General features: G+C 65.9%; 14 protein-coding genes and 1 pseudogene. 6 read left to right on the forward strand and 9 right to left on the reverse strand.

The window, feature by feature from the left end:
- Positions 1–2 precede the first annotated feature (2 nt).
- Entirely contained in the window at positions 3–896 is an 894-nt protein-coding gene (gene iolB, locus NG701_RS01715) for a 5-deoxy-glucuronate isomerase (RefSeq protein WP_252563918.1), read from the forward strand.
- Positions 897–973: 77 nt separating this feature from the next.
- On the opposite strand, the gene NG701_RS01720 is transcribed toward iolB, so the two are convergent.
- Positions 974–2008 (reverse strand): Gfo/Idh/MocA family protein, encoded by a 1035-nt coding sequence (locus NG701_RS01720; RefSeq protein ID WP_252563921.1) that lies wholly within the window; start codon positions 2006–2008, stop codon positions 974–976.
- Positions 2009–2142: 134 nt separating this feature from the next.
- Here NG701_RS01720 and NG701_RS01725 point away from each other — a divergent pair, with 134 nt between their 5' ends.
- Entirely contained in the window at positions 2143–3165 is a 1023-nt protein-coding gene (locus tag NG701_RS01725; RefSeq protein WP_252563923.1) for a LacI family DNA-binding transcriptional regulator, read from the forward strand.
- A 9-nt stretch (positions 3166–3174) separates the two neighbouring features.
- Here NG701_RS01725 and NG701_RS01730 read toward each other — a convergent pair whose 3' ends face one another.
- From NG701_RS01730 to NG701_RS01765, 8 genes are all read right to left on the reverse strand, one after another.
- Positions 3175–3972, reverse strand: coding sequence for a TIM barrel protein (locus NG701_RS01730; protein ID WP_252563926.1), 798 nt, complete (start codon positions 3970–3972; stop codon positions 3175–3177).
- Positions 3972–5090 (reverse strand): Gfo/Idh/MocA family oxidoreductase, encoded by a 1119-nt coding sequence (locus tag NG701_RS01735; RefSeq protein ID WP_252563929.1) that lies wholly within the window; start codon positions 5088–5090, stop codon positions 3972–3974. Before NG701_RS01735 ends, NG701_RS01730 begins: the two co-directional genes overlap by 1 nt.
- Positions 5091–5128: 38 nt before the next feature.
- Positions 5129–6190, reverse strand: coding sequence for a Gfo/Idh/MocA family protein (locus NG701_RS01740; protein WP_252563932.1), 1062 nt, complete (start codon positions 6188–6190; stop codon positions 5129–5131).
- Positions 6187–7185: a Gfo/Idh/MocA family oxidoreductase gene (locus NG701_RS01745; RefSeq protein WP_252563935.1), complete on the reverse strand. Its 999-nt coding sequence runs from the start codon at positions 7183–7185 to the stop codon at positions 6187–6189. Before NG701_RS01745 ends, NG701_RS01740 begins: the two co-directional genes overlap by 4 nt.
- A 103-nt stretch (positions 7186–7288) precedes the next feature.
- Positions 7289–8224, reverse strand: coding sequence for an ATP-binding cassette domain-containing protein (locus NG701_RS01750; RefSeq protein ID WP_252563938.1), 936 nt, complete (start codon positions 8222–8224; stop codon positions 7289–7291).
- 13 nt (positions 8225–8237) lie between these two features.
- On the reverse strand, positions 8238–9305 hold the full coding sequence (locus NG701_RS01755; protein WP_058929934.1) for an ABC transporter permease: 1068 nt from the start codon (positions 9303–9305) through the stop codon (positions 8238–8240).
- A gap of 64 nt (positions 9306–9369) precedes the next feature.
- Positions 9370–10365: a substrate-binding domain-containing protein gene (locus NG701_RS01760; RefSeq protein WP_205630641.1), complete on the reverse strand. Its 996-nt coding sequence runs from the start codon at positions 10363–10365 to the stop codon at positions 9370–9372.
- A gap of 148 nt (positions 10366–10513) precedes the next feature.
- Positions 10514–11527 carry a LacI family DNA-binding transcriptional regulator gene (locus NG701_RS01765; RefSeq protein WP_252563941.1) on the reverse strand — a complete coding sequence of 338 codons (1014 nt, stop codon included), beginning with the start codon at positions 11525–11527 and terminating at the stop codon, positions 10514–10516.
- A gap of 154 nt (positions 11528–11681) precedes the next feature.
- On the opposite strand from NG701_RS01765, the gene NG701_RS01770 reads away from it, so the two are divergent.
- From NG701_RS01770 to NG701_RS01780, 4 genes and pseudogenes are all read left to right on the forward strand, one after another.
- Entirely contained in the window at positions 11682–12869 is a 1188-nt protein-coding gene (locus NG701_RS01770; protein ID WP_252563944.1) for a Gfo/Idh/MocA family protein, read from the forward strand.
- A complete protein-coding gene (locus NG701_RS01775) occupies positions 12866–13885 on the forward strand; it encodes a sugar phosphate isomerase/epimerase family protein (protein WP_252563947.1) in 1020 nt (339 codons plus the stop codon). Before NG701_RS01770 ends, NG701_RS01775 begins: the two co-directional genes overlap by 4 nt.
- Positions 13886–14031: 146 nt before the next feature.
- Positions 14032–14343, forward strand: a pseudogene (locus NG701_RS21290) (Gfo/Idh/MocA family protein); the annotation flags it as partial.
- Positions 14341–15018: a Gfo/Idh/MocA family oxidoreductase gene (locus tag NG701_RS01780; protein WP_374208643.1), complete on the forward strand. Its 678-nt coding sequence runs from the start codon at positions 14341–14343 to the stop codon at positions 15016–15018. The pseudogene NG701_RS21290 and the gene NG701_RS01780, both read left to right, overlap by 3 nt.
- Positions 15019–15185 lie beyond the last annotated feature (167 nt).

Below are 15185 nucleotides of genomic sequence, written 5' to 3' on the forward strand. Positions count from 1 at the left end.
CAATGACTAACTGGGTCTACCCACAGGGAACCGCCAACGACGGCGACTGGGATATCTCGCTCGGAACCTCCGATTCAACCCTGGCCGTGGACGGCTGGGCCCATACGGGCCTGAAGGTGGCTACCTTAACTGCAGGTGCCGCCGTCGTCCTCCCGGCAGCGGAAGAGGAGCGGATAGTGGTCCCGCTCAACGGCTCCTTCACCGTATCCGTGGACGGTGAAGACTATGTCCTGAAGGGGCGGGCGTCCGTGTTCCACGGCCCCAGCGATGTCCTGTATTCGGGCACCGGCAAGTCCGTCACCATCAGCTCTGCGGACGGCGGCAGGTTTGCCGTTGCCACAGCTCCGGCCAAGGCCTCCTATCCCACGCGCCTGGTCACGGCGGCGGAGACACCTGTGGAACTGCGCGGGGCCGGCAATTGCTCCCGCCAGGTCCATAACTTCGGCACGCCGGCGGCCCTTGAGGCTGACCGTTTCATCGTGTGTGAAGTCCTCACGCCCGCCGGAAACTGGTCCTCCTACCCGCCGCACAAGCACGATGAGGAAAAGGACGGCGAAACGAACCTCGAGGAGATCTATTACTTCGAGACGCAGGTGGCTGCGGGATCCGGGGCACCCGCCGACGCCGACGCCATCGGCTACCAGCGCGTCTACGCCTCGGATGAGCGTCCCATCGACGTTGCCGCCGAGGTCCGCACGGGCGACGTTGTGCTGGTCCCCTACGGGTGGCATGGCCCCGCCATGGCGGCCCCGGGCTACGACCTGTACTACCTGAACGTGATGGCCGGACCCGGCCCGGTCCGTGAATGGCTCATCAGCGACGACCCGCACCACGGCTGGGTCCGCCAAAGCTGGGACGGCCAGGACATTGATCCCCGGCTGCCGTTCGGCGCTTAGAGAGCAAGCGCTAGAGATCAAGAAAATGCCCCTCCGGAACGGATTCCGGAGGGGCATTTTTCATGGCAGCGGTGTGCTCACCTGGCTAGGCTGATGGCCACCCTGACGGGGACGCCTGTGGCCAGTGATTCCTGGGCGGCGTCCGCCACGCGGGAGGCGGCCACGGCGTCCTCCGGGGTGCACGGATTCTCCCGGCGGCCCAGGATCAGCTCCACAAACGCGGCCATTTCGGATCGGTACGCCTGGTCGAAGCGTTCGGCGAAGGTCCTGTGGGGTTCTCCGGCGGGGAAATCAATCACGGCTTCGGCCGACGCCATGGCCGTGTGCTCATCGAGCCCAACCATCAGCGAACGGCTGGAGCCTTGGATTTCCAGGCGGACGTCGTGGCCGGCGCCGTTGTAGCGGGTGGCTGAGACGGTACCGACCGTGCCGTCGTCGAACGTGATCAGTGCCAGCGCCGTGTCCACGTCTCCCACTGCGCCGATGGCCGGGTCTCCGTTGTTGGAGCCCTTGGCGTAGACCTCCACGATCTCGCGGCCGGTCAGCCAGCGGAGGATGTCGAAGTCGTGGACGGAGCAGTCGCGGAACAGGCCGCCGGAACTGGCGAGGAACTCCACGGGCGGCGGCGCCATGTCGCAGGTGACGGCGCGCAGGGAGTGGATCCAGCCCAGCTCGCCCGCTTGGTAGGCACGCTTGGCCTCAAGGTAGCCGTGGTCAAAGCGGCGCTGGTGGCCGATCTGCACCACGCCGTTGTTGTCGCGGATATAGTCCAGCACCGGCAGGGCGTCCGCCACGTTCATGGCCACCGGTTTTTCGCAGAAGACCGGGATTCCGGCGTCCACGCCCGCCTTGATCAGTTCGGGGTGGGTTGCGGTCCCCGTGGCGATGACGAGTCCGTCCACGCCGGCGGCGATGAGGTCCTCCACCGAGGGCAGGAAGCCGGCACCGAGGCCGGCCGCAATGCCCTTGGCGTGGTCCTCGGCGACGTCGGTGAGCAGAAGCCTGACGTTGATGCCCTCCGGGTTGAGAACTCCGTTGAGCGCGGCGATGTTGTTCGCGTGCATCACGCCGATGCGCCCCACTCCGACCAGACCGAGAATGACGTCCTTCATAGTTCCCTCGCATGCAGTAGCGGCCCCGGAATCCGGGCAGACAAACAATGTTGGAACGTTCCATCATTGTCTTGCTAGAGTAGGTGAATCCGCATTCGGAGTCAAGACTTTGTATTAACAAACTGGAGGACGCTGTGACTGCCCCTGAACGCAAACGCGCGGCCACCATCCTGGACGTGGCCGCCGCCGCGGGTGTGTCCAAATCGGTGGTGTCCCTCGTGCTGCGTGGTACGGGCTACGTCAGCGCGGCCAAGCGCACCGCCGTCGAGCATGCTGTCCTGGAACTCGGCTACCGGCCGAACGCGGCCGCCCGGGCCCTCGGCGAATCGCGGAGCCGCACCGTGGGCGTGGTACTCAACGACATGCGGAACCCCTGGTTCGTCAGCGCGGTGGAAGGGCTCAACAGCACCCTCAACGAGCGCGGCCTGCAGATGCTGATGGGCGACTTCCGCCTGGACAGCCGCAGCGGCGAATCCCTGCTGAAGAAACTTCTGGAGATGAACATCGAGGCCCTGGTGCTGGTGGGGACCATGCCGGAGAGCCCCGGCCTGACGGCAGCAGCCTTGCAGGTGCCAACCATCGCGCTGGGAGCGCCCACCGGCCCGGGTGCCAACGTCACCGTCGTGACCAACGACGACGACGCCGGGGCGCGCCTCGCGGTGGCTCACCTGATTGCGCTGGGGCACCGCCGCATCGCCCATGTGGGGGCACCGGCCACCGCAGTCGGGATTGCCCGCCGTCGGGGCTATGAGGCTGAGATGAGGGCCGCCGGCCTGGCGGAGTTCATCCGGACGGTGCCGGGAGACCTGAGCGAAGAGGGCGGCCACCGTGCCGCCCTCGAGCTGCTGTCAGGTGGCGACCGGCCCACAGCGGTGTTCGCTGTCAACGACATGGCGGCACTTGGGGTTCTCTCGGCTGCCGAGGAATGCAGGCTCGCCGTTCCTGCCGATCTTTCGGTGGCCGGCTACGACAACACCCCGCTGGCGCGGTTGCGCCGGATCAGCCTGACTTCCGTGGACACGGCCAGTTTTGCCGCAGGGCAGCGGGCGGCCGAACTCCTGATCGCACGGCTGGAGCCCGGTAGCACGCTGCCCCCAGACGAACTGTTGGTGCCGACGCTGGAAGTGAGGGGCAGCACCGCCGCCCCTCACGCCTGAACGGCACGCCTATGCCGAGGCGATCTGGACGCTGGCGTCCTGCACCGTGAACGCCGCCCGGAAGGCCGCCAGGGCTTCCTCGTGGTCACCGCTGGCCCAGGCTTCCATACCCACCGTCCCCTCGTAGCCTGCGTCGGCGAGCGCCCTGGCCACGGCCCGGTAGTTGATCTCCCCGGTTCCGGGTTCGCACCGCCCCGGGACGTCGGCCACCTGGACTTCGCCGATGTGCGGTAGGGCGGTCCGCACAAGCTCGATGAGGTTCCCCTCCCCCAGCTGTGCGTGGTACAGGTCCAGCATGAGCTTCACGTTGGGGTGCCCGGCTGCTTCCACGAGCGCCAGGGTGTCCTTGGCACGGGCGAGCGGGATGCCGGGGTGGTCCAGGATCGTGTTGAGGTTCTCCAGGCAGAACGTCACGCCGTATTTCCCGCCCAGCCTGCCCAGCCGTTCCAGGGTCCGCGCCCCGGTGCTCCACATGCGGCCGGTGGACCGGTAGAGGGGGCGGGCCGCCTGGCCATCGATGAGCTCCGCGGAGTGCACCACCATGCGGCTGACGCCGAGCTCCAGGGCTGTGGGAATCAGAGACTCGGCCGTCCGCACCACGTCGTCGGCCGTGTCGGGGTCCACGAGGCTTCCGGAGGTGTACCCGGTCATGGAGGAGAACACCGCGCCGGTGGCCTTGAGCGCGGCCAGGTCCTTGCCCCTGGAGTCCCACATCTCGACGTCGAATCCGGCGTCGTGGATCCGCTGCACCCGTTCCACAAACGGCAGGTCCGTGAAGACCATTTCCGCGCAGACGGCCAGCCGCATCAGACGCCGGTCCGGGTGTGGTCACGGAGCGCCGGTACAGGGGCAGCAGCCACAGCCACCGGACCGCCCTGTTTGACCGATTCGATGCACGCCAGCGCCATGGCCAGCGCGCGGCGGGCGTCTGCGGCGCCGGGGGTGAGGGTGAAAGCGCCCGACGGCGGCGGTGTGCCGTCCCGCTGCGCACGAACCGTGGCGGCGAAATCGGCGAGTTCGTCCGTGTAGGCCTGCCGGAAGAGTTCCACGTTGAGGCGAGGGGTGTCCGCGGACAGTCCCTCCGCCGTGTAACGCCGGGCCGCCGTCTCGGTGGCACGGCCGGCCTGGACCATGCCCTTGGAACCGAAAACCTCTCCGCGGATGTCGTAGCCATAGAGGGCGCTGAAGTTTGCTTCCGCCACGGCGATGGCGCCGTTGCTGTAGCGGATGGTCACCACCGCTGTGTCCAGGAAGCCCTGATCGCGCAGCTCCGGTTCCACGAGGGCGTCCGCCACGGCGTAGACCTCTACGGGCTCGGCACCTTCGTTGAACCAGTTGAGGGTGTCGAAGTCGTGGATCAGGGTCTCCAGAAAGACAGTCCACGCGGGGACTCTGGCCGCGTTCGGGATGCTTCCGTTGCCCGGATCGCGGGTCAGTGAGCGCAGGAGCTGGGGCTGGCCGGCGATGCCGGCCGCTAGGTCTTTCTTGGCGGCCTGGAAGTCATCCGCGTAGCGTCGGTTGAAGCCGATCTGGAAATGCACCCCCGCTTTTTCAACGGCGGCCAGCGCGGCGTCGAGTTCGTCCAGGCCTTGGCCCGCGGGCTTCTCGCAGAAGACGTGCTTGCCCGCGACGGCAGCCTGGGTGATCAGGGCGGAATGGAAGCGGGCCGGGCTCGCGATCACCACGGCGTCGATCTCCGGATCGGCCAGGATGTCTGCGGCGTCGGCCGTGACCTTTCCGGTGCCCAGCGATTGGGCAAGGGCCTGCGCGGATTCCACATTGGGGTCGGCGATGGCCGCCAGGATAGCGCCGGGGACGCGGCGGGCAATGCTTTCGGCATGGAACGCCCCCATCCAGCCGGAGCCGATGAGCCCGATCCGGACGGGCGCAGGAACACCAGCGGGGTTTTGAGTAAGGTAGGCCATGAGCCGGTCCTTTCGGTAGTTGTATGCAGATGGATGAATCAGGGTCGGGCAGCGGCTTCGCCCGGCAGGGCAGCTTCTCCGGGGAAAACCACGCCTAGCTGCCGGCGGATCTCATCGGCAACCTCCAGGGTGCGGATGGAGGCCGCCAGGGTCCGTTGGCTGGCCTGGGTGCGGCCGGCGGCCACGGCGCGCGCCACCGCGGCGGCCTCATAGTGCAGGCCCTCAAAGTGCGCACCGTCCGCTTCCTCGTACCGCACCCGGGTCCCGTCCGGGTAGCGGATGTCGAAGCCGCCCGGCATGTTGAAGGGTCCGTCGATGGTCAGCGTGGCGTCGGATCCTACGATCGTGGCGCCGGTGGGTGTGAAGTTGTGGACATGGGTGTTGACTACGGCCTGGGCGCCGCTGGCGAACTGCATCACGGCAGAGAGCTGGGCGTTGACCCCGGACGGGTGCGGCTGTCCGATGGCGTACAGCCGTTCGGGCCGGCCCAGGACCTCGGTGACCAGGGCCAGCGGGTACGTGCCGAGGTCCAGCAGGGGGCCGCCCGCCAGTTCCCGGTCGAAGATGCGGTGGGTGGGCTCGAAGTATTCACCGTATTCCGCGACTACCGTGGTGATGGCGCCCAGGGTCCCGGCGTCCAGGACCTGCCGGATCACATCGAACTTTGGCAGGAAAAAGCTCCACATGGCCTCGGCGGCAAAAACGCCCGCCTCTTCGGCACGAGCGGCGATGTCCCGTGCCTGTACGGCGTTGAGTGCGATGGGCTTCTCGATCAGCACGTGCTTGCCAGCGTCGAGTGCCAGGACCGCCGCCTGGTGGTGTCCGGTGTGCGGAGTACACACGTAGACGATGTCGATGCCCGGATCGGCCGTCAACTCCTCGTAGCTGCCGTAGGCCGTCGGAATGCCGAAGGATTCGGCGAAGGCCTTGGCGCGGCTGAGCGAGCGGGACGCGACGGCGGCGATCACCTGGTCCGTGTGCGCCTGGACCGACTCGGTGAACCGTTCGGCAATCCAACCGGGCCCCATGATTCCCCAGCGCAGCACCGGGGCATCCCGGGAGGCGGGCACGGCGGACGCCGGCAGGTTCCGGACGCTCACGCGTAGCTGACCTTGGTGTAGGCGCCGTCGCCGTGCATGGAGCGGATCATTGCGTGCGCCACGAGCGAGGCGTGGAGGCCATCCATTGCCCCGGCCAGCGGCGGCTGACCACCCTGGCCGAGCGCCGTGATCCACGCCTGCAGCTGCAGCCTGTACGCATCGGCAAACCGCGGCCGCCAGTCCGCGGGCACGGCGGTCCGCCGGATGCCATCCTCTTTGACACCCAGCAGAGCCGCGTCCATCAGCCCGGTGACACCGCGTTCGGAGACGACTTCGCAGCGCGTCGTGTAACCGTATTGGGCGTTCAGGAACAGCTCCAGGGTGGTCAGGGTCCCGTCTGCGGTGCGGAGCAGCATGAAGGCTGGATCCTGCAGGCCGCCTTCAGCGTTGCGGGAACTCTGCCCCGCCTGCCATGAGACTTCCGTGATGGGAGAGCCCAGCAGCCAGGGAATGATGTCCAGCTCGTGGATGGCCGAGTTGGTGATGGCCGATTCGGCAGTGGTACCCGGGCCGGCGGCAGCATTGCGGCTGGTGCAGTGGACCATCAGCGGTTCCCCCTGGGCGCGGCCCTGCACAGACTGGCGCAGCGCCACGTAGCCAGGGTCGAAGCGCCGCATGAAGCCTAGCGACAGCAGGGACGCCCCGGTGGCGGCGACGATGTCGGCGTCGGCCGCCACAACCTCCCGGCTTTCCAGCAGGGTGGGAGCCAGCGGCTTTTCACACAGCACGGGCGTCATCGCCTCGAAGCACTCCAGCACAAGTCCGGCGTGCGTGGAGTCTTGCGAAGCAATAACGACGGCGTCCACTTCGCTGGAGTTGATCAGCTCCGACGGTTCCGTGGTGATGCGGGCGGCCGGCGGCGCAGCTGCTGCGGCACGTCCGGCGTCGAGGTCTGCCACGAAGGTCACCTCGGCGCCGCCGATGGTACCGGAGAGGTTCCTGATGTGGTCGGCACCCATGATTCCGGCGCCGATGACGCCTACCCGGATCGGCATACTGTCTTCCCGTCTACTTTTCGCTATCTTTGCCGTGACCTTCGCGCCGTGGCACGGCGGGCGGGGCCCGTCCGGTTTTCCGGCGGGCCCCGCCTCGGTCCTGTTACACGTGCCGGGGGCTGCTTTCCGTTGACGTCTTTCGGTTGTGAGTAACGTCAGCGACCTCTGCCTGCACTTCCTTGACCACGTCGCCGTGTCCGCCGAGCTGCTCGAGCTCGTGGGCGAGTTCCGCCAGTTCCGCACCGCCGGCCATCTGGGCGGTGAGCTCGTCCAGGGTGATGTCCTTCTTGTCGTAGTAGCCGATCGACTTGCCGCGCTTGAGCAGGAGGAACCGGTCCCCGACAGGGAAGGCGTGGTGCGGGTTGTGCGTGATGAAGATGACGCCGAGTCCCCGGTCGCGAGCCTGCAGGATGTAGCGGAGCACGACGCCGGACTGCTTGACGCCCAGCGCCGCCGTCGGTTCGTCCAGGATCAGGACCTTTGCGCCGAAGTACACGGCGCGGGCGATCGCGACACACTGGCGCTCACCGCCGGACAGCTGGCCGATGGGCTGTTCCACGTCGCGGAGGTCGATGCCCATCTCGGCAAGTTCCTTGAGCGTGATGGCCTTCATCTTCTCGACGTCCATGCTTTTGAACGGGCCGAAACCGCTGGTCAGCTCCGAACCGAGGAAGAAGTTCCGCCAGATGGGCATCAGGGGCACCACCGCGAGGTCCTGGTAGACGGTGGCGATGCCCACGTCAAGGGCGTCACGGGGCGAACCAAACTTCCGTTCCTCGCCCATGATGTTCAGCACCCCGGCGTCGTGCTGGTGCAGTCCGGCGATGATCTTGATCAGGGTGGACTTGCCCGCACCGTTATCGCCCAGTACGCAGGTGACACGGCCGTTGTCCACGGCCATGGTCACATCGGAGAGGGCGATGATGTTGCCGTAGTGCTTGCCTATTCCGTCGAGGGAGAGCAAGTGGACGGGGGTGTGGGTGAGGGGATCTTTTTCATCCTTGAGCAGGGTCTGTTGGTCGATCTCTTTGGCGTTCATTTCTCCGGCCCCTTTACTTGAGTTCCGCGCGGCGCTTGACGATGAGGTTGATGATGGTGGCCAGCAGCAGCATCAGGCCCAGGAAGAACTTGAACCAGTCGGGGTTCCACTGGGCATAGACGATGCCCTTGTTGGCCATGCCGAAGATGAACGCGCCGATCGCGCCGCCCACCGCCGAACCATAGCCGCCGGTCAGGAGGCACCCGCCGATCACCGCGGCGATGATGTACAGGAACTCGTTGCCCACACCCTCACCGGACTGCACCGTATCGAAAGCGAAGAGGTTGTGCATGCCCAGGATCCAGCCGCAGAAGCCCACGCCCATGAACAATCCGATCTTCGTGGCCTTGACCGGCACACCCACGGCGCGGGCCGCATTCTCGTCCCCGCCGACGGCGAAGATCCAGTTCCCCACCCGGGTCCGCATCAGCACCCAGGTGGCCACGGCGACCAGCGCGATCCAGATGAACACCGTGATCTTGACATCGATGCCGCCAATGGAGACCGAGGACGCGAACACCGCGCGGGCGGAGGCGAAGCCGTCCATGCTGGAGATCGACGGCGACGACACGGAGCCGCCGATCAGCCGGGTCAGGCCCAGGTTCAGGCCGGTCAGCATAAGGAACGTGGCCAGGGTGACGATAAAGCTGGGCAGCTTGGTCTTCATCAAAATCCAGCCATTGATATAACCGATGCCCACGGAGACCACCAGGGCCAGGAGAACCCCGACCCAGATATTCGTGCTGAAGTACCAGCTGAACATCGACGCCGTCAGTGCCGATGAGATCACCGCGACACCGGTGGAAAGATCGAACTCCCCGCCGATCATCAGCAAGGAAACCCCCACCGCCATGATGCCGATCGTGGAACTGCCGTACAGAATGGTCGCCAAGGCATTGGGCTGGGTAAACGTCGGGGAAACCAACGCGAAGAAGACGAACAGGACCACCGCTCCTACGAGCGCGCCGACTTCGGGACGGCCCAGGAGCGTCTGGAGCGGGTTCCGCCGCCCAATTCTCTCATCGCCACGTGGCCCGGCTGCTGAAGCCGGTGCCGGGGGCAGGGTTGCTGTTTTTGCCATAGGAAGAACTCCTTGTTGGTCAGGCCGTGCGGCGGTTGCCCGCCGCACGGCCTGAGTCCCGGATCTAGCGGACGCCCTGCTGGGCGAATTTGAGAACGTCGGAAGCGTTGGACTGGTCAACGATGGTGGGACCGGTCAAGACCGGCTGGCCGCCGCCAAGCTTGAAGCCGCCACGTTTGGCCTGCCACAGCGAGTCGACCGACATGTAGCCCTGGGCCCACGGCTGCTGGTCCACGGTGAAGATCACGTCACCATCCACGATCTTCTGGGCGAGCTCTGCGTTCAGGTCGAAGCTGGCAACCTTCGCAGAGCTGCCGGCGTCCGCGACGGACTTGAGCAGCGTGAGGGTGATCGGTGCGCCGAGGCCAATGATGACGTCTGCATCCTTGGCTGCCTGGAGCTTCGCGGTGGCGGTGGACTGGACGCCGGTCATGTCCTTGCCGTCGACGTAGAGAATCTCCGCACCCGGAACCTTGGCCTTGACGCCTGCGCACCGTGCTTCAAGGCCAACGTGGCCCTGCTGCTGAATGACGCAGACCGGGTGCTTGAAGCCCTGTTCGGCGAGCTTGGTGCCCACCGCCTGGCCGGCAAGCTGCTCATTCGAGCCGAAGTGCGTAAATGCGCCGAGCTGCGCCGACACGGACTCGCCGGCATTGAGGCTGACCACCGGAATGCCGGCATCGGTGGCCTTCTTCAGGACGTCCTTCAGGGCCTCCGGGGTTGCGAGGGTAACGGCGATGCCGTCGACTTTCTGATCGATGGCCTGCTGGACGAGCTGGGCCTGGCGTCCGGCCTCCGGGTCACTGGTGTAGAGCAGTTCCACGTTGTCTTTCGCTGAGGCCTCCTCGGCACCCTTGCGGACTATGTCCCAGAAGGTGTCGCCTGCCGCGGCGTGGGTGATGAGAGCCACCTTCATGCGGTCTGTGGTGGCCACCTGACCGCCGCCGGCGGCGCCGCCGCCCTCAACCGGCTTCCCGCCCGTGCTGGAGCAGGCGCTGAGTGCCATCATGGGAACAACTGCCGCCACGAGAGCCGCCTTGCGCCAAGAAAAATTAGCCACGTTAATCTCCTTTGATCTCAGGGTCCGGGCTGCCACTCTGCAACTGCCGGAGCACTGTCTCCCTCGATCATGGTGATTCAACTCACGAATGTCAATAGTTTGTCCTGACATTAGGATGTTTTTACGTTAGGAGCCTACTGCGGCCGCCCTAAAATGCCGGCCGCGCCGTGGTCCCGCGAACAACCAGGGCCGGCTCAATCAGCTTGCGTTGCGGGCCAACCGCGGCGTCGCGAATGCGTGCAAGCAGCGCCTTGGCCACATCCACGCCCACCAGATCGCTTCGGTTGTCTACTGAGGTCAGCTCCAGATACCGCGACTTTGCCAGGGTTGAATTGTCGTATCCGATCACAGAGATGTCCGCCGGGACCGCAAGCCCGCGCGCCTTGATGGCACCAAAGGCACCCAAGGCCATGGTGTCATTGGCGGCGAAGATGGCAGTGGTGTCCGGATAGTGGTCCAGCAGCCAGCACGTCGAGGCGTAGCCATCCTCCTCGGACGTGCCGCCCGACTCCCCCGCAATCCGAAGTTCGGCGCCGGACTCCCGGAGCCGGCTGAGGAAGCCCGCGCGCCGGTGCGCAGCGGCACCGCCGGATCCGGAAAGGTGGCCTATCCGGATGTGGCCGAGCCCCAGAAGGTGGCTGGCCGCCATGCCGCCGCCACCGTCGTCGTCGTTGGTAATCAGATCAGCGCCGGCCGGCACACCATCGCGCCACCCAGCCACGACCGTCGGAACCCCCACCCCAGCCAACATTGACGCGCTTGGCTCCGCCGCTATCACCAGCCCGTCAACGTGCATGGCAAGCAAACCGTCGGCAGCTTCCTGGATGCGGTTCTCCCCGGGGCGGGAATCAGCCAGCATGACCTGGTAGCCATGTTCCGTCAGCGCAGACTCCATCCCCCGCAGCAGATCGACGAACCACAGGTTCCGGTAGTCGTCAATCACCAGCCCAATGCTCTTCGTGCGACTGCTGGCAAGCGTAGTGGCGGCGCGGCTGGGGCGGTACCCGAGGTCCGAGATGGCCGCCTGGACGGCTTCGCGGCGCTTGTCGCTCACCCTCGCGGGATTCTGCAGTACGAGTGAAACCAGCGACGGCGAGACGCCCGCCTGCTTCGCCACGTCATAGATCGTCGGGCGTCGTGCCTTGGGGCTGTGCAACGTCATCGGAGGTGCCTTTCGTGTCTGCCCTTGAGGATATCCGCCAGTTGATTGACAGGACATACATACATGGATACGCTCAGATCCAGTGCACTAAATTGTAGCGCTACAAAATGCCGTTGGAACTTCCCGCCGCGGCTGAATTTCAAAGGAGAAATCAATGGCTGAAAGCCTAGGCGTCGCCGTCATCGGTGCAGGCATGGCCGGCAAAGCCCACGCTGCTGCATACCGCACCGCGTCTGCCCTCTACAGCCCGGTACTTCCCCCGGTGCGCCTGGTCTCGATCGGCGACGTCAACGCCGAATTCGGCTCGTTGGCCGCCCGCCGTTTCGGATACGAACGCAACGACACGTCATGGCAGGCAATCGCCGAAGCCGATGACATCGACGTCGTCAGCGTGGTCATCGCCAACTCGCTCCACCGCGAAGTGGTGGAGGGCCTGCTCGCGGCCGGCAAGCACGTGCTGTGCGAAAAGCCGCTGAGCGACTCCCTGGCAGACGCCCGCGCCATGGCCGAGGCAGCCCGCGCGGCCGAGGCCGGCGGAACGATCGCCCGTATTGGCTTCACGTTCCGCCGCACCCCCGGCATCGCCTACATCCGGGACCTGATCCGCAACGGCGTCCTCGGTAATGTCCTGCACTTCAGCGGCCGCTACTGGACCGATTACGGCTTCAGCCCCTCCGCTCCCATGAGCTGGCGCTACAAGGGCGGCCCCGGCTCCGGTGCGCTCGCCGATGTTGGAAGCCACCTGACGTACATTTCCGAGTTCCTCTGTGGCGACATCAAGTCGATCACCGGCGGCAGCCTCAGCACCGTGATCGACAAGCGGCCCCTGCCGCTCGCGGCCGTTATGGGCCACGACCATGCTGCCGTCAGCGACACCTTCGAAGCCGTCGAGAACGACGACTACGCAGCCTTCAACGCGGAGTTCGGAACCGGCGCCGGCAGTTTTGAGGTCTCCCGGGTTGCGGCCGGGCACGCCAACAGCCTGCAGTTCGAGGTGTTCTGCGAGAACGGTGCCGCCAAATTTGACCAGCGCCGCCCGGCCGAGATCCAGCTGTTCCTCAACGACGGTTCCGGCAACGAGAACGGTTACCGCCAGGTCATCCTCGGCCCGGGGCACCCCTACATCGCCGGGGGTCTTGCCATGGACGCCCCCGAAGTCGGCTTCGGCCAGAACGACGCCTTCGGCTACCAGGCCCGCGCGTTCCTCGAAGAGGTCGCCGGTCTCAGCGAAGAAGAGTCCCTCCCCCGCTGCGCCACGTTCGACGAAGGCGTGCGCAACATGGAACTGCTCGGCGCAGTGGCCGAATCCGCCCTCAACAACGGAAAGAAGATCACGCTATGAGGCTCGGCATCTACAACGCAGTCCTGCATGACCGGCCACTTCCCGAAGCACTGAAGGTCATTGCCGAGCTTGGCCTCACCGGTATCGAGATCAACACTGGCGGCTTTCTCCCCGCCGTGCACGTCCCCACCATGGACCAGATCCTGGAAAGCGACGCCGCCCGCGACGACTACCTGGCCCTTTTCGAGGGCACCGGAGTTTCCATCGCAGGACTCAACTGCAACGGCAACCCGCTGCACCCCAACCGTGAGATCGGCGAGAAGCACGCCGAAGATATTCGTCGCTCCATCCGTCTGGCCAGCCGCCTCGGCCAGGACCGGGTAGTTACGATGTCCGGCCTGCCCGGCGGAGAGCCCGGAGCCACCACCGTCAACTGGGTGGTCAACGCCTGGAACTCGGCAGCATTGGACGTCTTGGACTACCAGTGGGGCGTGGCCGCAGCGTTTTGGAAGGAAACCGACCGCCTGGCCGCTGACCACGGCGTCAAGGTGGCTCTCGAACTGCACCCGCAGAACCTCGTCTTCAACACCGCCGACGTCCACAAGCTGATCGAGCTGACCAACGCAACGCATGTCGGCGTCGAACTGGATGCCTCCCACCTGTTCTGGCAGCAGATGGACCCGGTTGCCGTCGTGCGCGAACTCGGACCGCTCGTCTTTCAGGCGGCGGCGAAAGATGTCCGTGTTAACACCGAAAACGCTGCGCTGTACGGCGTGCTGGACAACAGCTTCCGCCGGCTCGCGCCGGAGGAAAACCGCACCAACCTCGGCGGCGACGAGTGGGCCAACGAGTGGCCCAAGAACTCTGCCTGGGACTTCGTGGCTCTGGGCCGCGGGCATAACACCGCCTATTGGACAGAGTTCCTCCGGGCCCTGCACGAGGTAGACCCGGAGATGCTGGTCAACATCGAGCACGAGGACGTCTCACTGGGCCGGATCGAGGGCCTGCAGGTGGCGGCCAAGGTGCTGCGGGATGCTGACGCCGCGCTCAGGTCTTCGCTGAACCTGACGGCTTAGCCAACCAATTCGTCAGGCAAAGGCCTGTGAACAGCAAGGGGGCGGCGCATATGCGTCGCCCCCTTGCTGTGACCGGAGGCAGGCCATCCCTAAAAGAGAAGGAAACGAACATGCGTATTGGCATTGTCGGATAGGGAGCAGGCGGCAGGTACTTCCATGCCCCGTTCATTGAAGCGGCCGAGGGAGTCGAGCTGGTGGGCATTGTGGCCCGTTCGGAAGCGAAACGGGCGCAGGCGGAAGCGGACTTCCCGGGCCTGCCTGTTTATGGGAGTCTGGCCGAGTTGCTCGACGCCGGCGTGGACGCGGTGACCATCACCACGCCGCCCCACACCCGCCGTGACCTGGTTATGGAAGCCATCACAGCGGGCGTGCACGTTGTGGCCGACAAACCCTTCGCCCCGAATGCGGAGGCTGCGCGTGAACTCGCCGAGGCCGCCACGCGGGCCGGCGTTGTCCTGAACGTCTACCACAACCGGCGCCGCGACGCGGATATCCTCACACTCGCAAACGTGCTGGCCTCAGGGGAACTCGGTGAGACGTGGCGGGTGCATTCGACCATGGACCAGGACAACGCTGACAGCCTTGAACTTGGTGCCAGCGGCGGTCTCCTGCGGGACCTGGGCAGCCACCTGGTTGACCAGATGCTGTGGCTGCTGGGGCCAGCGAGCCACGTGCACGCGACCCTGGACTGGACCGATCGTTTCGGCGAACGGACGGACTGCGGCTTTGTTGTCACCATGACGCATGCGTCGGGAACCGTCTCCACGGTGTCCGCCAGCAAACTCAACCATTCCACCACGCGGGAGCTGCGGGCCTACGGCAGCAGGGGCAGCTACGTCGCCTCCGGCGCCGACGTTCAGGCGGACGCCCTGATGTCGGGACGCCGTCCGATCGAGGAACCGGCAACGTGGGGCATCGACTCGGCCGAAAACTGGGGCATGCTGTCCACGAGGGACGGCCGCGAGGCCATTGCCTCGGCACAGGGGAACTATGCCGGCTTTTATACAGAGTTCGCCCGCGCAGTCCGCGGCGACGGACCCGAGCCCGTACCGGCAACCGAAGGAATCCGCACCCTGGAAGTGCTGGATGCGGCCCGCCGCAGTGCGCTGGAGAACGCGGTGGTCGCGCTCTAGCACCCTCTCTCACTTCCTGCGCGTTTTCCCGGATCCCTCTCTCACCTGGTGAGAGAGGGATCCGGATTTTCCTGCAGGAAGTGAGAGAGCGTCCATGGCCCCGCACCCGCTGGACGTAAAAACGCCCGACGCCGGCCGGCGTCGGGCGTTTTTGCGTCACCTTGGGG

Origin of the sequence: Pseudarthrobacter cellobiosi, assembly GCF_023913815.1 — a bacterium.
GTDB lineage: Bacteria > Actinomycetota > Actinomycetes > Actinomycetales > Micrococcaceae > Arthrobacter > Arthrobacter cellobiosi.